We start from the raw sequence: 16,355 nt of genomic DNA, 5'->3' as shown, positions 1-16,355 counted from the left end.
TCTGCAGGGATGCAGGCGCGCGTTCATGCCACGGGTCACACGCCCGACTCGCTCTTCATTCATGAAAAACTCTGCACATACAGTGCGTGATCAGCGTTGCGCCAGAATGCATGGCAGCAGACCGGGAAATCGCTGATCGAGCTCATCGGCGCGCAGCGAGTTCATGTGCGTCGTGCCGATGTTCCGGGTCTGGACCAGACCGGCATCACGCAGCACGCGAAAGTGATGGGACATACTCGACTTGGGACGACCGCCATCCAGTTCGCCGCAAGTCGCCTCTTGGGTATTGGCCAGGTAACGGACGATTTCCAGGCGCACAGGATCGCTGAGTGCATACAGCACACGCTCAAGCACGAACTCGGAAGGAAAAGGATGTTTGAAGGCTCGCATGGGGCGAATCATAGCGAGGGGTTAGCGATTAAGCCATATTTCGAATACTATCGAACAAACGAATCAACCATCACCGGAGACACTTACATGTCCGCACTGTTCGAGCCGTTCACTTTAAAGGACATCACGCTACGCAATCGCATCGCCATTCCGCCGATGTGTCAGTACATGGCCGAGGACGGCGTGATCAACGACTGGCACCATGTGCACCTCGCCAGCATGGCCCGTGGCGGCGCCGGTCTGGTCGTGGTCGAGGCCACCGCCGTGTCACCGGAAGGACGCATCACACCGGGCTGTGCGGGTATCTGGAGCGACGAACACGCTCAGGCATTCGTTCCGGTGGTCAACGCCATCAAGGCAGCGGGTTCGGTGCCCGGCATCCAGATCGCCCACGCCGGCCGCAAGGCAAGTGCCAACCGCCCTTGGGAAGGTGACGACCACATTCCAGAAAACGATCCCCGTGGCTGGAAAACCCTGGCGCCCTCGCCGATCGCTTTCGGCGAGCACCTGCCCAAAGTCCCGCAGGAAATGACCCTGGACGACATCGCCCGCGTGCGTCAGGACTTCGTGGATGCCGCGCGCCGTGCCCGCGACGCGGGCTTCGAGTGGATCGAACTGCATTTTGCCCATGGCTACCTGGCGCAGAGCTTCTTCTCGGAGCACTCCAACAAACGCACGGACGCCTATGGCGGCAGCTTCGAAAACCGCAGCCGGTTTCTCCTTGAAACGCTGGCGGCCGTGCGCGAAGTATGGCCGGAAAACCTGCCGCTCACTGCCCGTTTCGGGGTGATCGAATACGACGGCCGCGACGAGCAGACGCTGACCGAGTCCATTGAACTGGCGAGGAAATTCAAGGGCGGCGGCCTGGACCTGCTGAGTGTCAGCGTTGGCTTCACCATCCCCCAGGCCAACATCCCGTGGGGGCCCGCATTCATGGGTCCGGTTGCAGAGCGGGTGCGCCGCGAAGCGGGCCTGCCGGTGACCTCTGCCTGGGGCTTCGGCACGCCACAATTGGCACATGACGCCATCGCAGCCGGTCAGCTGGACCTGGTTTCCGTAGGCCGCGCTCATCTGGCCGACCCGCACTGGGCTTACTTTGCCGCCAAAGAGCTGGGTGTGGACAAAGCGTCCTGGATGCTGCCTGCACCTTACGCCCATTGGCTGGAACGCTACCGCTGACCGGCAGGATAACTGTCAGACGACGCGGTGCAACGCCGCGCTGTCAACCATACAAGCCGGCCCGCTCGCAGGGCCGGCACCTGTCACAGCCCGCTCACCCTCCCGCCGTTTTACTCACCAGCGCCGCAAGCTTGCGGTCGAGGGCGGTGGCTGCGTCGAGCAGCGGCTGATCAGGCTCCACCACCATCAGCGACGAAGGTCTGACGTAAACGATGCTGCTGGTGTTGGCGGACTCTTCCAGCAGCAACAGTTCAACCGGAGCGAACAGCCCCGAACGCGGGTCGTGCTTGAGCATGGTGATAGCAATCAACGGGTTTCCCAGTACCACGCGCATGGCCCGTTGTGACAACCCGGCCTTTCGCGTCCAAGCGCCATGATCGAGCAGTGAAAACAGCATGAAGCCGCTGGGTCCCGCTTTGCGCTCGATCTCGTCGCGAAAGGCGTCCCACGACGCGTGCCGGTTTACCATCTCATCCATCTTCACCGGCGCATGGCCGATGTCGTCGAGTAACGCAGTCAACAGCGCGTCGTAAGACTTCTCGGACGCGACCTGCAACCTGACGCCCTGAAACGGTTGTTCATTAACAGGCATGTGCACACTTCCTCTGAATGGCTGATACCTCGCAAAGGATTACAACTACAATCTAAAGTTCTGCCGTGCAGGATGAAGGTCGACGGAAGGCGCCACTGCTACATTCAACGGCCTGTGATAACGCTCGATCAGGCCCGGTTCGTCGTACAATCGTCGTCCCTGCTCAACCGCGAAGGTTCTGATACGTGATCCCCGGCGACCCGAAAAACCTTAACGACCTGTTTTACTTCGCCAAAGTCGTCGAAGCGGGCGGGTTTGCGGCAGCAGGCCGTTTGCTGGGCATTCCCAAATCCCGACTGTCGCGACGCATCGCCGAACTGGAAATTCGTTTGAACGCGCGGTTGCTGCAGCGCACGACCCGCAAGATGCAACTCACGGCGCTCGGAGAACGCTACCTCAGACACTGCCAGGCCATGCTGCTGGAGGCGGAGCTTGCCGACGAAGTGGTTGCCAGCGCGACGTCCGAACCGCGAGGCCCGCTGCGGGTCAGCAGTCCAGTAGGGCTGGCCAGTCAACTCACCCCGCTGGTCCGGGATTTTCTCCAGCACTACCCGCAGGTTCAGCTCGATCTGCTGCTGGTCAACCGGCGTGTGGACCTGATCAATGAAGGCATCGACGTCGCGCTGCGGGTGCGTGAGGCTGACGATGAAGAGCTGAACCTGGTGACCCGTCGGCTCAGAGAAGCTCAGACCGAAGTGGTCGCCGCGCCGCATTTTGCCCAGGCCAACCGAGTCAGCCATCCGCGGGAACTGACCTCGCTGCCCTTCCTCGGCGCGTTGGATTCCGATCGCCTGGCCCGTGCCCGCTTGCACAATGCGGCGGGCGAGCGTTTCGATCTGGCGATGCAGCCAAGGTTGAGCGTGGAGGATTTTGAAATGCGCAAGGCAGCCACCCTGGCCGGACTGGGGTTTACCGTCCTGCCGATGATGTATTGCGAAAACGAGCTGGCCAGCGGTGCGCTGGTTCGGCTGCTGCCGGACTGGCACTGTCCGTCTGCCTGGTTGCAAGCTGTCTATCCCCACCGGCGTGGCGTGCTTCCCGCCGTGCGGGCGTGGCTGGACCATCTGGAAACCGCGTTCAACAGTGGTCAACGCCCGCTGTGACCGCTGACCCCGGCGCCCTTGGGCGTCAGACATCATGAATGAGGATGACCATGCACCGTGACGAAGTGGCCGCGTTCTGCCTGAGCCTGCCGGGCGCGCGTGAGGATTACAAATGGGGCGGCGTGCGGGTGTTCTCCATCGCCGACACGAAAATGTTCGCGGTCATGGGCCTGGCCGGTGATGACTTGTCATTCAAGGTGGGCAGCGAGCTGTTTCTCGGCTACGTCGATCGCCCCGGCGTGGGCCCTGCTCCTTACCTCGCACGCGCCCACTGGATCACTCTGACGTACCCCTACGCCATCGGCAGTGAGGAACTGCGTGACCTGCTGACGCAATCGCATCAACGGGTGGTGAGCAAGCTGGCGAAGAAACGACAGGTCGCGCTGAAACTGTGAGCGGCCCTGCAGCCGTCAGTAAAAGTGTCGGGCGATGAAGTTGCCGCCGAGCACGATGCGGTCGATCCAGAACAACTCGTGCAACAGCACGATCAGCCAGAACACCACTTGAAAGGCAACCTTGCGGGTTTTGTGGCGAAAGACCTGCTGCGCGACCAGCGCTCCGGGCCAGCCGCCGAGCAGCTCCAGTCCATGGAGCAGTTTCTCCGGCGTACGGCGTCCCTCACCGCGAGCTTGCCGCTTGTCGTAACCGTAAAATCCGAAGGTGATGACGCTCATGACCAGATAGATCGCGGCGGGCAGCCATGGCAGCCATGAGCTGTTTTGCAGCCAGATCGTCGCGACGCCGTAAACCGGCAGCGCGCAGAACGCCACTAGCAACAGCACCTTGAGTTTCGCAAAGCGCAGCATCGTCGGCGTGCGGCGGCCGCTGGCGTCGGTCTGAAGGCGCGCACTCATCGGTCAGGCCTGCACGCTGGTCCAGTCGATCCAGCCAAACAGCCAGGTCGCCAGAATCAACAGACCGAACGCGATCCGGTACCACGCAAACACCGCGTAGCTATGATTCGCAATGAATTTGAGCAAGCCACGCACCGCGATCATCGCGAAGATGAATGAGGTGATGAATCCCGTCGCGAACACGGCGAAGTCATCTGGTTGAAACAGGTCGCGGTACTTGTAACCGGAATACACCGATGCGGCGATCATGGTCGGCATCGCCAGGAAAAACGAGAACTCGGTGGCAGCCTTGCGCGACAGCCCGAACAACAGCCCGCCAATGATGGTCGATCCCGAGCGCGAAGTACCCGGAATCATCGCCAGGCATTGGGCGAAACCGATTTTGAGCGCGTCGACCCAGCTCATCTCATCCACGGTTTCAGCGCGGATGGTGTGCTCGCGGCGCTCGGCCCAGAGCATGATCACGCCGCCCACCACCAGCGCCACAGCGACGGTGATGGGGTTGAAGAGGTAATAATGAATCATGTCGGCGAAAATCACCCCCAGCACCATCGCCGGCAGAACGCCGACAATCAGATTGGCGGTGAAACGCCTGGCCCGTGGCTGGGTTGGCAGCCCGGTCACCACGTCGAAAATCTTCCGGCGAAATTCCCAGATCACGGCCAGGATCGCGCCCAGTTGAATAATGATGTTGAAAGCCATTGCCCTTTCGCCACCGAAGCCGATCAGGTCGGCGACGATAATCTGGTGGCCGGTACTGGAAATCGGCAAAAACTCGGTCAGTCCTTCGACAACCCCAAGTATCAGCGCCTGTGCGGCGGTCCAAAGATCCATCATTCCCCCGAATGGAGCCTGCTCATGGCAGGGCTCTCTTGAATTATTGAGCAACATTGCACGCACGGTGTGCGGTCAGAAAAACCGCATGAACAGGCAAGATTCACGTCCGCAGGCATGTAAGCGCCGGCGATGCTAGCAGACCTGTTCGACGAACGCTCTAACATGGATACTGGCGTTTGGCCGGTTACTGTAATCGACCCTCGGTGACAATTGGCCTACGCCGCTTTTTTGCTCAACAGCCCTCGCCCATTGCCCCCATGGCACCCATAAAGCGCTTACAATCGCCGACCCTTTTTTCGTCCCTTCGCAGGAGTTGCCATGTCCGGGCTTGAACTGTTCGCTGCCGCACTCGGTGTCATCGCCGTCTGGCTGACAGTCAAACAAAACCCCTGGTGCTGGCCGATCGGACTGGTGATGGTGTTGCTGTACACGTGGATCTTCTTCGATGTGAAGCTTTATTCGGACATGCTCTTGCAGGTTGTGTACGCCGCCCTGCAACTGTACGGCTGGTGGCAATGGACACGACGCGGCAATGTCGAAACCGGCCGCATCGTCTCCTCGCTGGGCAGCGGCGGCCTGCTGATCAGCCTGGTCATCGGCGGTGTGGTGAGCCTGCTGCTCGGCGCGGCGATGGCGCATTTCACCGACGCAGCGCAGCCCTGGCTCGATGCCGCCCTGACCGGGTACAGCCTGGTCGCGCAGGTGTGGATGGCGCAGAAACGTGTTCAATGTTGGCCCTTGTGGATCGTGCTGGATGTCATTTTCGTCGGCCTTTTCCTCTACAAAGCGCTGTACTTGACAGCGGCGCTGTACGCTTTGTTCACGCTGCTCGCCGTGCAAGGTTGGCGCGACTGGCGCGCCGACCCTGCGCTGGCACGGTGAAACGCCGATGAAGGTTTTGGTACTGACCGGTCCCGAGTCCAGCGGCAAAAGCTGGCTGGCGGCGCACATTCAGGCGCATTTCGGCGGTGTGCGGGTGGACGAATACGTCCGCCACTTCATCGATGAGCAGCAGCGCGACCCCGTATATGCCGACATTCCCGCAATTGCCCAAGGGCAGCTGGCGTGGGAAGACGCCGCCCGGGCGCAATCGCCCACGCTGTTGATTCTCGACACGCATTTGCTCAGCAACCTCCTCTGGAGCCGCACACTGTTCCACGACTGTCCCGACTGGCTTGAACCTGCATTGCTCGAACGTCATTACGATCTTCACCTGTTGCTGTCCCCCGAAGGGGTCGAATGGATAAGCGATGGCCAGCGCTGCCAGCCGCTGTTGAGCGAACGCCAGGCGTTCTTCGACGCAAGCCGGGATTGGCTCGAACGGCATGGGCGGCGCTTTGAAGTCATCGAAGGCAGTTGGAGCTACCGCATGGAACGCGCAATGCAGGCGGTGAAACGGTTGCTCGACACTGCGCCGGCATCCAACTGAATCGCGTGCGCAGCTCAACGCCCCTTGCGCGTCAGCCCGCTGCCCGGAAAACGGTCGTCGGAGCGGGTATCAGCGATGTGTGTTTCGAGGGGTCAACGGATCTGGTGTTTGTGCAGTAATCGGTAAAACGTGGGCCTGGAAATCCCCAGCACCTTGGCTGCCACACTCAGGTTGTCACTGTGCCGGGTCAGCACGTCACACAAGGCCTGGCGCTCGGCCCGACATTTGTAGTCATCCAGCGTGCCCATGCTGGAACTGATTTCTTCCTCGCCCAGCAGCCCCAGGTCGAACGCCTCGATCTGTCGGCCCTCGGCCAGCACCAGCCCGCGCCTGACCCGGTTTTCGAGCTCACGCACGTTGCCTGGCCAGTCGTGCTTGCCCATGGCGACCAGGGCGTCCTGACTGAAATTGCGCGCACGCCGCCCGGTTTCGCGGCTATAGAATTGGGCGAAATGATTGGCCAGCAGCGCCAGATCGCCATGCCGTTCACGCAGCGGCGCCGTGCCAACCTGCAAGACATTGAGCCGGTAATAGAGGTCTTCGCGGAAAAGCTTCTTGCGAATCGCCGCCTCCAGGTCCACATGGGTCGCCGCCAGCACCCGCACATCGACCGGCACCCGCTCGCCGGCCACGTCGATGTGGCGATCCTGCAGAAAGCGCAGCAGGTTGGCCTGAACCTCCAGCGGCAAGTCGCCGATCTCGTCGAGAAACAACGTCCCGCCGTTGGCCGCTTCGATCCGGCCCACCTTGCGCTGAGCACCGCCGACCGTGTCCTGATCATCGCCGAACAGTTCCGGCTGCAACCGGTGCTCAGGCGTAGCGCTGCAATTGACCGAAATGAACGGCTGATTGCGCCGTTGAGACTGCGCATGCAGCGTGCGCGCCACCAGTTCCTTGCCGGTGCCGACCTCGCCACGGATAAGAACCGGAGACTCGGTGGGCGCAAGCTTGGTCAACAACCGGCGCAACTCACGCACTGGACGGCTCTCGCCAAGCATCTCGTGGCCCGGTCCGCTGCCGTAATTCGTCCCTTGAGCGCGCAACCGGGCCATGCCATAGGCGCGCCCCAGGGTGACCTGAACGCGGCCAACGTCGAAAGGCAATGTGTGGAAATCGAAAAACCATTCGCAGACAAAATCGCCGATGAGCTCCCTGCGCAGGTCATCGGCGGTCAATACGGCAATCCATTCGGTATTGCTGCGGGTGATCAGCCCCTTGACCACCTCCGGATGCTCGAAATGCTCCGGCATCAGACGAATCAACCCGACATCGAAAGGGCGTGATCCCACTGACTCCAGCGTACAGCTGTCCACTTCCCAACCGGCAATGCGCAGCCCGGGAATCAACTGCAGACATTCTTCGCATGGCTCGACAATTAGCAGGCGACGGATTGATGCCAGTTCATGCATATAAGATTCCTTGGCGCCAGGATTCGAAGAATATTCCGGAGAAAAAACATTTTTAGAAACAGTGTCTTGGCGACTCCGTTTGTTACATTAGCAAATAATTGACACCGCCTTGGACCGTTTCACTATAAGCCTAAGAACCAAACGTGCTTAGCAGTCGCGATCAGGCAATAAACGGGTATCAGCCCACGGGGCACGGTCCGGTGGCCCACTCGGACAGCGGGAAATGGAGGCGTGAAGGCGAGGAAAAACAAGGGGTTGGAAAATAAATCAAAAAATGTCGGGATTCGTTGTGACTTACCCAGGGGCGCAGTTCATCAGTAGAAGTAACCAGCCGCACGGGACGCCCGCCGTCGGTTGACGAATTGATACGGGCACTTAGAGGACACTCCATGAACGCCCCCTTGCGCTTCAACGATGCTTTGCTGATTGTCGGCCACGCTTTCCAGCCTTTCCACTGTGTGGCGTGGGCGCCACAGGATGGCAACGGCGAACTGAGCCTGACCGTCGTCGATCGCACCAGCAACCGCATTGGTCGCAAACAGATTCCGAGCAGCGCCTATTCCGACCCTCAGCAATTGGCCCATGTGCTGGAACAGACCCGTGCAGAAATCAGTGGTGAAGGGTATCGCCTGGAACCCTGGTCCATGCCAGCCTGATCCCCCCGAATGCGAGGGCCGGGTGGCGCGCCAGACGTGTGACTCAGCGCCCCGCATTCATCCGCTCGCCGCCGACCTTGGGTCGGCGCGTGTTGCCAACCCTTTTTTCACGCCTGCCGGACCGAAGCGTCGATGCACTAGAGCCCATCGATGTGGCGGTACTGCGCGCCCAGTCGCTGTGCAATTTCGACAGCCCGACCGAGCCGGATCGGCCCGCGCTCGATGTCGATCAGCAGACTGGGACAGGCGAACCCCGACGCCGCAGGCACTTCCCTGACGCGGCCATCGGTGATGATCAGCACGCGCTGAATCTCGCCGGGATAACGTTTCTGCCGTTTGTTCAACCAGTCGCCCGCTTGCTCGATGGCGTCGGACAATGGCGTGCCGCCCCCTGCCCCCAGCCCGTCCAGCCAGGGTTGCAACGCGGCGCCGGCTTTCAGGCCATGGTGCTGCCAGCGCGCGCCGCTGCCACTGGCCGTCAGCAATGCCAGTCTGGCACGTTGTCGATACGCATCGTCGAACAACTGCGCGAGCAGTCCTTTGGCCTGGCTCAGCGCCTGATGACGACGGGTCGAAGCCGACGCATCGACGATCACCAGCCAGAGCATCTGCGCCTGCCGAGTACGCGGTTGACGCACGATATCCGCGCGCGTGCAGGGGCGTCCTCGCAGCAACGTCGGCAGCCACGCAATCGCGCCCTCGATACCCGAGCGCGCGCCGCCACTTTTACCACCGTTGAGTATGCCCGGCCGAGGGCTGGCATCCGCCCCCGACACTTGCCGAGGGCGGACGCCTAGGGCTTTTTTGGCCAGATGGGCACTTCTCGGCGCGCGCCGGTGGCGACGGCGTGTGCAGGCATCGCACCCCAGTTGCCCTCACCCTGGCGCTGTCCCTGTGCCGCATCCTGTTGCGCCGATTGAACCTGGGGCTCGTCAGCCTGCCCGGACGATGCCGGCGGTTGTGGCGGCTGGGCCTGACGACGATGACGCAGGGCAAAATCCGCCACCGCATCGATGTCCGCTTCGCTGATCGACGATCCCCCGCGCCATGCGGCATGCGCGCGGGCGGCGCGCAACCAGACAAGGTCAGCGCGCAGACCATCGACGCCAGCGGCGAAGCAGCGCTCGGTGATCATCGCCAGACTCAGGTCGTCCAGCTCGATGGCTGACAACCGCGCTCGGGCGGTTTCACATTGGGCCTTGAGCGCCTGTTGCTCAGGCGCCCATTGCTCGCAGAACGCCTCGGGCGCCGCATCGAAATCCAGACGCCGACGAATGATCTGCCCACGTTGCTGCGGCGCGGTCTGCCCGCTCAGCGCGACATTGAGGCCAAACCGGTCGAGCAACTGGGGGCGCAGTTCGCCTTCCTCCGGGTTCATCGTGCCGATCAGGACAAAGCGCGCCGGATGACGATGGGAGATGCCATCACGCTCCACCAGATTGACGCCGCTGGCAGCGACGTCCAGCAGCAGGTCAACCAGATGATCGGGCAGCAGATTGACCTCGTCGACATACAGGACCCCGCCGTCGGCCTTGGCCAGCACACCTGGCGAAAAGCGTGCGCGGCCCTCGCCCAGCGCAGCCTCCAGATCCAGCGTGCCGACCAGCCGTTCTTCGGTAGCACCGAGCGGCAGCGTGACGAACTGACCGCTGGCCAGCAGGTCGGCCAGGCCGCGCGCCAGGGTCGACTTGGCCATGCCGCGAGGCCCCTCGATGAGCACGCCGCCGATCTTCGGATCGATGGCGGTCAGGCACAGCGCCAGCTTCAGGTCGTCAGCGCCGACCACGGCGGCCAGCGGGAAATGCGAGGTGTCGGTCATGGTTGTTTCTCGTCGAACATCGATTAAGTCACTGATCAAAAGTCTTGCGTTGCGCCCACGGAGGGTCGAAGCATCAGCAGTTTCCGCACTTCCAGGCGCAAAGCCAGGCTGCCTGCAGCCTGGCTGGCATCCAGCGCGGGGGGCGCTTGCGATGCATCACGTCTCTTCAATATCCAGCAACAGATTCTCCAGCGCCTCACGATACATGCCCGGCTCCTGCCACAAGCCGCGCTGTTGCGCCTCGAGCATGCGCTCGGTCATGTCGCGCAGCGCATCGGGATTGTGCTGCTGAATGAACTCGCGCGTGGCCGGATCCAGCAGATAGGCGTCCGCCAGCAACGCGTACTGATGGTCGTCTATCAGCTCGGTGGTCGCGTCGAAGGCGAAGAGGAAATCGACCGTCGCCGCCATCTCGAACGCGCCTTTGTAGCCATGGCGTTTGACCCCCTCGATCCACTTGGGATTGGCGGCGCGCGAACGCACCACACGATTGAGTTCTTCTTTGAGGGTGCGGATTTTCGGCAGATCGGGCTGACTGTGGTCGCCGTGGTAACTGGCGACCTTCGTGCCGGCAAGGTTCTCGACGGCGGCCAGCATGCCGCCCTGGAACTGGTAATAGTCGTTGGAATCGAGCAGGTCGTGCTCGCGATTGTCCTGATTCTGCACCACCGCCTGCACCTGGCTCAGCCGCCGAGCGAAACCGTTCCGCGCAGGCGTGCCCTCGTCGTTCGTCCCATAGGCGTAACCGCCCCAATTGAGGTACACCTCGGCCAGGTCGGCGCGGGTCTGCCACAGCCGACCGTCGACAGCGTTCTGCACGCCGGCGCCATAAGCGCCTGGCTTGGCGCCGAAAATACGCCAGCCGGCCTGCTTCGCCGCTTGCTCGGCAGTGGCGCCCTCGCGTTCGAGTTGCCGGCGCTCCTCGCGCACCCGGGCCGCCAGCGGGTTCATGTCATCGGGCTCATCGAGCGCGGCCACGGCTTGAACGGCCGCGTCGAACAGCTTGATCAGGTTGGCAAACGCGTCACGGAAAAACCCGGACACCCGCAATGTCACGTCCACGCGCGGGCGATCCAGCAAGCTCAGCGGCAGGATTTCAAAATCATCTACGCGTTGACTTCCGGTTGCCCAGACCGGACGCACGCCCATCAACGCCATGGCTTGAGCAATGTCATCGCCGCCGGTACGCAACGTGGCCGTGCCCCAGACCGACAGCCCAAGTTGACGTAAATAATCACCATTGTCCTGTAAGTGCCTCTCCAGCAATAGGTTTGCCGACTTAAAGCCAATTCTCCACGCGGTCATTGTGGGCAAGTTGCGCACGTCCACCGAGAAGAAATTGCGCCCGGTCGGCAGCACGTCCAGCCGACCCCGACTGGGTGCGCCGCTCGGGCCGGCAGGCACGAACCGGCCGCTCAAGGCGTCGAGCAGACCACGCATTTCAGCAGGCCCGCAGGCATCGAGGCGCGGCGCCACAACCTCTTTTACTGCTTTAATAACTTCGTTCAACTCACTGTTTTCAAACGATATTTTAAAGTCACAACCGGACAACATTTGCTTGACAAAAGTGGCGGCAAGCAGTTCAAGCCGCTCGCGCGTATCACCAGTCGTGCGCCAAGGGTCTTGGCTCACTTCATGTAATACATGAGGTTTCGCACCGGTCCACGGCTCAGCGAGATTGCAGTCCAGAGGGTCGAATGCCAATCCCATAGCGTTGCTCAGCGCACGCAACAGGCTGGCCTGAGCGCCCCGGCCATCGCCACGGGGCACCCGAAGAATGGCCAGTAAGGTGTCGATGCGCAGGCGCCCGCTTGGTGACTCGCCGAACACATGCAAGCCGTCGCGAATCTGCGATTCCTTCAGATCACACAGGTATGTGTCCAGACGCGGCAGCCAGATCGCGGCATCGGCGTCGCTGTCCAGATGCTCGTCCAGCGCCAGCTCGCGATCGATGTGGGTCTCGCGTACCAGCGTGAGGATGTCCTTCTGCAACTCCCTAGCGCGCCGGGGATCGAGCAACTGGGCTTCGTAATATTCGTCGGCCAGCAGTTCGAGATGACGCAACGGCCCGTAAGTTTCGGCCCGGGTCAGCGGCGGCATCAGGTGATCGATGATGACGGCCTGAGTCCGCCGTTTGGCCTGTGCGCCCTCGCCCGGATCATTGACGATGAAGGGGTAAATGTTCGGCATCGCGCCAAGGGTTGCGTCCGGCCAGCAGTGCGCCGACAGGCCGACGCCCTTGCCCGGCAGCCATTCAAGATTGCCATGCTTGCCGACGTGGATGACCGCATGGGCGCCATAACTGCGGCGCAGCCAGAAGTAGAACGCCAGATAGCCATGCGGCGGAACCAGATCGGGGTCGTGATACACCGCGCTGTGATCGACGTTGTAACCGCGCGCCGGCTGTATGCCCACGAAGGTCATGCCAAACCGCAGGCCGGCCACCATCATTCGCCCGTCCCGGCACATCGGGTCGTTGTAGGGCGTGCCCCAGCGCTCGATCACCGCCGCGCGGTTGGCTTCGGGCAGCGACTGGAATGCCGCCAGATACGCCTCCATCGCCATGCTTTGGTGGCAAGGCCGTTGATCCAGGCTGTCGGGGTCGTTGGTCACGCCGCCGAGCAAGGCTTGAATCAGCGCGGTGCCGCTTTGCGGCAGGTCCTGGACCGGATACCCCTCGGCCTGCATGGCGCTCAGAATGTTCAGCGCGGCAGCAGGCGTGTCAAGGCCCACACCGTTGCCAATCCGTCCATCGCGGGTTGGGTAATTCGCCAGAATCAACGCCACACGCTTGTCGCCGTTGGCGGTTCGTGCCAGCAGCACCCAGCGCCGCGCCAGTTCAGCGACGAAATCCATCCGCTCGGGATGGGACCGGTAGCAGACCACGTCTGACTGGCTGCGCTCGCTGTGCCAGGCCAGGTCCTTGAAGCTGATCGGCCGGCTGATGATGCGCCCGTCCAGCTCCGGCAACGCGATATGCATCGCCAGATCCCGTGCACCCAGACCCTGCTCGCTGGCCTCCCAGGCAGGCTGGTTGTCTTGCGCGCAGATCGCCTGGATCACCGGAATGTTGCGCCTGAAAGGCCGCAGGTGCGGCGCTTCCGGACTGGATTGCGCGAATCCGGTGGTGTTGAGGATAACTTCACAGTCCGCTTCATCCAGCCAGTCCTGGACCGCCTCAAGGCAAGCAGGCTCCTTGAGGCTGGCGACGGCGACCGGCAGCGGGTTGAGCCCCTGGGCCTGCAGACGCTGGCAAAACACATCGATGAACCCGGTGTTGGCCGCCTGCAGGTGCGAGCGGTAAAACAACACCGCCGCCACCGGCTGATCGTCGCGCCAGTCAGCCCGCCAGTCGGCGATTGTTCCGTGGCCATGGCGCGGGTGATAAACCGCCGTGCGCGGCAACGCCTGGGGCTCGCTCCAGGCGTAAGGCCGATCCAGCCATCGGCTGGCGAGGTAATTGAACAACTGCAAAGCGTTGTGCTTGCCGCCCTGCCGCAGGTAATGCCAAAGCCGGTCGCGGTCCTGTGCAGACTCGGTGCTCAAGTCGCTGAGCTCCGGGTCGGGTCGGTCATCGCCCGGCACCAGGATCAGCCTGACGCCGCGCTGCGCCAGTTCGACCAGCCGCTCCACGCCGTAGCGCCAGTAGCCGATGCCGCCGTGCAGGGAAATCAGGATGACCTTGGCATGGCGCAGCACCTGATCGACATAAAGGTCGACCGAGGCGTGATTCTGCACCTGCATCGGATTGGCCAGGCGCAGACTCGGGTAATCGTCAGGCAGTTGCTGCGCGGTTTGCGCCAGCAACGCCAGGTGTGAATCGCCGCTGCAGAGAATCACCAGTTCGGCGGGGGTCTGCCCCAGGTCAGCGATGCTGTCGTCGGGGACAAAGCCGCCGGGCTGAGTGCGCAGCAGGTGCATGCTTAGCCTTTGATCCCGGACGGGGTGACGGCCGCGCGCAGTTGCGCTTCGAGCACATTGGCGTCCAGGTCCTGGCCGATCAGCACCAAGTGCGTCAGACGCTGCTCATCGGCTTTCCAGGCACGGTCGAAATGCTTGTCGAAACGCGTACCGACGCCTTGCACCAGCAGGCGCATCGGTTTGCCGGGAATGGCCGCGAAGCCCTTGACCCGCAGAATGCCGTGCTGCACCACTGCCTGGGTCAGGGCATCGAGCAACAACGCTTCGTCCGCCTGAGGCAGCGAAATCGAGATCGAGTCGAAGGCATCGTGATCATGATCGTCGTGGTCGTCGCCTTCATGGTGATCGTGGTGGGTCTTGCGGCCGTCGATGTGCAATTCTGACTCGGCGCCCAGTCCCAGCAACACGCTGATCGGCAACTGGCCCTTGCTCGCTTCAATGACCTTAACCGCCGGCGGCAATTCTTCAGCGACTTCCGCGCGCACGGCGGCCAGCGCTTCGGCGGCGATCATGTCGGTCTTGTTGAGAATGACCAGATCGGCACTCGCCAGCTGATCGGCAAACAACTCGTGCAGCGGCGATTCATGATCCAGATTAGGGTCGAGTTTGCGCTGAGCATCGACCTGATCCGGGAACGCGGCGAACGTGCCCGCGGCGACCGCTGGGCTGTCGACCACGGTGATCACGGCGTCGACGGTGCAGGCGTTGCGGATTTCCGGCCACTGAAAGGCCTGAACGAGCGGCTTGGGCAGCGCCAAACCGGAAGTCTCGATGAGGATGTGGTCCAGATCGCCGCGTCGGGCGACCAACTCCTGCATCACCGGGAAAAATTCCTCCTGCACCGTGCAGCACAGGCAACCGTTGGCCAGTTCGTAGACGCGGCCATTGGCTTCTTCTTCGGTGCAGCCGATGGTGCATTGCTTGAGGATTTCGCCGTCGATTCCCAGCTCGCCGAATTCGTTGACGATCACGGCAATGCGGCGCCCCTCGGCGTTATCGAGCATGTGACGCAGCAGCGTGGTTTTGCCCGAGCCGAGAAAGCCGGTGACGATGGTGACGGGAAGTTTGGCCAGTGTTTTCATGGGATGCCCTCAGGCTTGCGGCGGGCAGACAGGACGAGCGCTGCGCGTTCCGGACAGGGGCCGGCCCGCGACTCGTTTCGCCACCGGATCACCCCGCCCGGTTGTAGTGAGAATTCCTGGGCGCTGATATAAGGAGGGCCCGACTCGAGGCAGGTCTCCTGGCTTACGGCGGCGGATCGACTGGCGCTTTCGTCAGGCGACCGGCATTCATCGCGCCTTCCCGCTCGCGCAGTGGCTGTGCAATGAACATGACCGTTTACAGTTGCGGGGGCAGCTGCGGCATTGACCGCATTCCCTTCTTAGCACCGGACCGCCAAGGCGGCGAAACGGTGAACCTCGAGTGCGCAAGGCTACGCAGTGACTGGGGCAAGGTCAACGAACAAACGTGTGCCTTGTCCGAGGAGACACCTACCCGGCTGAAACCGGTCCTGCATTCGGCCCACACCGTAGGACAGGCTTCAGCCGGGAAAGCGTTGGTCCAGCCCCCCTTTGGTCCACGCTCCCCGTAGGACGGCGTTAACGACGGTGGCGAACGCTGCAATTGACGGGACTTCGCCTCCGTGGTCTCCTACACACCTTGTTACGGGTGCCCTTCACAGGGTGAAACGGGAAACCGGTGCGCGCAGATCAATGCTGTGCAAGTCCGGCGCTGCCCCCGCAACGGTAAGCGAGTGAAGAGTCAGATCCACTGTGTCGTCAGCGATATGGGAAGGCGATTCTTGCAGACAGGTCGAAAGGCCCGCCCCTCGCAAGCCCGGAGACCGGCCCGTCAATGACATATGACAAACCCGCGGTGGGCGGGTGCAGTTGCGTTCACGACTGACGCCCGTCAGTGGTGCGCCCTTGCGCTTCCCCGTCGCTGACCACTTCAGAGGGAAGCGCCATGTCGATCAGCACTGCCAGCCAGACATCCAGCAACGTCAGCACCCAGACTCAGACCCAACGCCTGACCGCCGCCGTCAGCGCCATGATTCTGGGCGCCTTCCTGGTGTACTTCGCAGGGTTCTCGCACATCGATGCTGTGCACAATGCTGCGCACGACACCCGCCACAGCTCCGCATTTCCTTGCCACTGAGACCTGCCG

At 62.2% G+C, this 16,355-nt stretch carries 16 protein-coding genes and 2 riboswitches; of the genes, 7 read left to right on the top strand and 9 right to left on the bottom strand.

What is annotated here, in order from left to right; translation table 11 throughout:
* Positions 1 to 90: 90 nt before the first annotated feature.
* Complete coding sequence (locus tag BMZ10_RS02395) at positions 91 to 390, bottom strand: ArsR/SmtB family transcription factor (protein WP_093458449.1); 300 nt, start codon at positions 388 to 390, stop codon at positions 91 to 93.
* A gap of 87 nt (positions 391 to 477) precedes the next feature.
* Between BMZ10_RS02395 and BMZ10_RS02390 the strand changes: the two genes are divergently transcribed.
* Positions 478 to 1,569, top strand: coding sequence for an NADH:flavin oxidoreductase/NADH oxidase (locus BMZ10_RS02390; protein WP_093458448.1), 1,092 nt, complete (start codon positions 478 to 480; stop codon positions 1,567 to 1,569).
* 94 nt (positions 1,570 to 1,663) lie between these two features.
* On the opposite strand, the gene BMZ10_RS02385 is transcribed toward BMZ10_RS02390, so the two are convergent.
* Positions 1,664 to 2,161 (bottom strand): DUF302 domain-containing protein, encoded by a 498-nt coding sequence (locus BMZ10_RS02385; RefSeq protein WP_093458447.1) that lies wholly within the window; start codon positions 2,159 to 2,161, stop codon positions 1,664 to 1,666.
* A gap of 185 nt (positions 2,162 to 2,346) precedes the next feature.
* On the opposite strand from BMZ10_RS02385, the gene BMZ10_RS02380 reads away from it, so the two are divergent.
* Together BMZ10_RS02380 and BMZ10_RS02375 are read left to right on the top strand one after the other, a co-directional pair.
* The gene (locus BMZ10_RS02380; RefSeq protein WP_371265915.1) at positions 2,347 to 3,264 is read left to right on the top strand and encodes a LysR substrate-binding domain-containing protein; all 918 of its coding nucleotides are present in this window, start codon (positions 2,347 to 2,349) and stop codon (positions 3,262 to 3,264) included.
* A gap of 38 nt (positions 3,265 to 3,302) precedes the next feature.
* On the top strand, positions 3,303 to 3,659 hold the full coding sequence (locus BMZ10_RS02375) for an MmcQ/YjbR family DNA-binding protein (protein ID WP_256214298.1): 357 nt from the start codon (positions 3,303 to 3,305) through the stop codon (positions 3,657 to 3,659).
* Between the two features lie 15 nt (positions 3,660 to 3,674).
* On the opposite strand, the gene BMZ10_RS02370 is transcribed toward BMZ10_RS02375, so the two are convergent.
* On the bottom strand, positions 3,675 to 4,118 hold the full coding sequence (locus tag BMZ10_RS02370) for a DUF1294 domain-containing protein (protein WP_093458446.1): 444 nt from the start codon (positions 4,116 to 4,118) through the stop codon (positions 3,675 to 3,677).
* Between the two features lie 3 nt (positions 4,119 to 4,121).
* Positions 4,122 to 4,952, bottom strand: coding sequence for an undecaprenyl-diphosphate phosphatase (locus BMZ10_RS02365; protein ID WP_093459903.1), 831 nt, complete (start codon positions 4,950 to 4,952; stop codon positions 4,122 to 4,124).
* A gap of 321 nt (positions 4,953 to 5,273) precedes the next feature.
* Between BMZ10_RS02365 and pnuC the strand changes: the two genes are divergently transcribed.
* Positions 5,274 to 5,837 carry a nicotinamide riboside transporter PnuC gene (gene pnuC, locus BMZ10_RS02360; protein WP_093458445.1) on the top strand — a complete coding sequence of 188 codons (564 nt, stop codon included), beginning with the start codon at positions 5,274 to 5,276 and terminating at the stop codon, positions 5,835 to 5,837.
* Between the two features lie 7 nt (positions 5,838 to 5,844).
* The gene (locus BMZ10_RS02355) at positions 5,845 to 6,384 is read left to right on the top strand and encodes an AAA family ATPase (protein ID WP_093458444.1); all 540 of its coding nucleotides are present in this window, start codon (positions 5,845 to 5,847) and stop codon (positions 6,382 to 6,384) included.
* Positions 6,385 to 6,476: 92 nt separating this feature from the next.
* Here BMZ10_RS02355 and BMZ10_RS02350 read toward each other — a convergent pair whose 3' ends face one another.
* Entirely contained in the window at positions 6,477 to 7,793 is a 1,317-nt protein-coding gene (locus BMZ10_RS02350; protein ID WP_093458443.1) for a sigma-54-dependent transcriptional regulator, read from the bottom strand.
* A 389-nt stretch (positions 7,794 to 8,182) separates the two neighbouring features.
* Here BMZ10_RS02350 and BMZ10_RS02345 point away from each other — a divergent pair, with 389 nt between their 5' ends.
* On the top strand, positions 8,183 to 8,449 hold the full coding sequence (locus BMZ10_RS02345) for a hypothetical protein (RefSeq protein WP_093458442.1): 267 nt from the start codon (positions 8,183 to 8,185) through the stop codon (positions 8,447 to 8,449).
* A gap of 137 nt (positions 8,450 to 8,586) precedes the next feature.
* Here the strand turns inward: BMZ10_RS02345 and BMZ10_RS02340 are convergent, their stop codons facing one another.
* From BMZ10_RS02340 to cobW, 4 genes are all read right to left on the bottom strand, one after another.
* Entirely contained in the window at positions 8,587 to 9,192 is a 606-nt protein-coding gene (locus BMZ10_RS02340; RefSeq protein WP_371265933.1) for a vWA domain-containing protein, read from the bottom strand.
* 50 nt (positions 9,193 to 9,242) lie between these two features.
* Positions 9,243 to 10,268, bottom strand: a complete 1,026-nt coding sequence (locus tag BMZ10_RS02335) for a magnesium chelatase ATPase subunit I (protein ID WP_093458440.1) — start codon at positions 10,266 to 10,268, stop codon at positions 9,243 to 9,245.
* Positions 10,269 to 10,424: 156 nt separating this feature from the next.
* On the bottom strand, positions 10,425 to 14,189 hold the full coding sequence (gene cobN / locus BMZ10_RS02330) for a cobaltochelatase subunit CobN (protein ID WP_093458439.1): 3,765 nt from the start codon (positions 14,187 to 14,189) through the stop codon (positions 10,425 to 10,427).
* 2 nt (positions 14,190 to 14,191) lie between these two features.
* On the bottom strand, positions 14,192 to 15,271 hold the full coding sequence (gene cobW / locus BMZ10_RS02325; protein WP_093458438.1) for a cobalamin biosynthesis protein CobW: 1,080 nt from the start codon (positions 15,269 to 15,271) through the stop codon (positions 14,192 to 14,194).
* A 130-nt stretch (positions 15,272 to 15,401) separates the two neighbouring features.
* A riboswitch (cobalamin riboswitch) is annotated at positions 15,402 to 15,625 on the bottom strand.
* A 213-nt stretch (positions 15,626 to 15,838) separates the two neighbouring features.
* Positions 15,839 to 16,056, top strand: a riboswitch (cobalamin riboswitch).
* 98 nt (positions 16,057 to 16,154) lie between these two features.
* Between cobW and BMZ10_RS02320 the strand changes: the two genes are divergently transcribed.
* Positions 16,155 to 16,346: a CbtB domain-containing protein gene (locus BMZ10_RS02320; RefSeq protein WP_093458437.1), complete on the top strand. Its 192-nt coding sequence runs from the start codon at positions 16,155 to 16,157 to the stop codon at positions 16,344 to 16,346.
* Positions 16,347 to 16,355 lie beyond the last annotated feature (9 nt).

The sequence above is a fragment of the Pseudomonas sp. NFR16 genome (assembly GCF_900108875.1).
GTDB lineage: Bacteria > Pseudomonadota > Gammaproteobacteria > Pseudomonadales > Pseudomonadaceae > Aquipseudomonas.
Note: the sequence above shows the minus strand (reverse complement) of the source record. Positions and strands in the feature narration are given on the sequence as shown.

Coding starts and splice junctions, on each gene's coding strand:
- BMZ10_RS02390 (WP_093458448.1), top strand. CDS start 478: ATGTCCGCACTGTTCGAGCCGTTCACTTTAAAGGACATCACGCTACGC.
- cobW (WP_093458438.1), bottom strand. CDS start 15,271: ATGAAAACACTGGCCAAACTTCCCGTCACCATCGTCACCGGCTTTCTC.
- BMZ10_RS02355 (WP_093458444.1), top strand. CDS start 5,845: ATGAAGGTTTTGGTACTGACCGGTCCCGAGTCCAGCGGCAAAAGCTGG.
- cobN (WP_093458439.1), bottom strand. CDS start 14,189: ATGCACCTGCTGCGCACTCAGCCCGGCGGCTTTGTCCCCGACGACAGC.
- BMZ10_RS02375 (WP_256214298.1), top strand. CDS start 3,303: ATGAGGATGACCATGCACCGTGACGAAGTGGCCGCGTTCTGCCTGAGC.
- BMZ10_RS02365 (WP_093459903.1), bottom strand. CDS start 4,952: ATGGATCTTTGGACCGCCGCACAGGCGCTGATACTTGGGGTTGTCGAA.
- BMZ10_RS02385 (WP_093458447.1), bottom strand. CDS start 2,161: ATGCCTGTTAATGAACAACCGTTTCAGGGCGTCAGGTTGCAGGTCGCG.
- BMZ10_RS02370 (WP_093458446.1), bottom strand. CDS start 4,118: ATGAGTGCGCGCCTTCAGACCGACGCCAGCGGCCGCCGCACGCCGACG.
- pnuC (WP_093458445.1), top strand. CDS start 5,274: ATGTCCGGGCTTGAACTGTTCGCTGCCGCACTCGGTGTCATCGCCGTC.
- BMZ10_RS02335 (WP_093458440.1), bottom strand. CDS start 10,268: ATGACCGACACCTCGCATTTCCCGCTGGCCGCCGTGGTCGGCGCTGAC.
- BMZ10_RS02345 (WP_093458442.1), top strand. CDS start 8,183: ATGAACGCCCCCTTGCGCTTCAACGATGCTTTGCTGATTGTCGGCCAC.
- BMZ10_RS02350 (WP_093458443.1), bottom strand. CDS start 7,793: ATGCATGAACTGGCATCAATCCGTCGCCTGCTAATTGTCGAGCCATGC.
- BMZ10_RS02320 (WP_093458437.1), top strand. CDS start 16,155: ATGTCGATCAGCACTGCCAGCCAGACATCCAGCAACGTCAGCACCCAG.
- BMZ10_RS02395 (WP_093458449.1), bottom strand. CDS start 390: ATGCGAGCCTTCAAACATCCTTTTCCTTCCGAGTTCGTGCTTGAGCGT.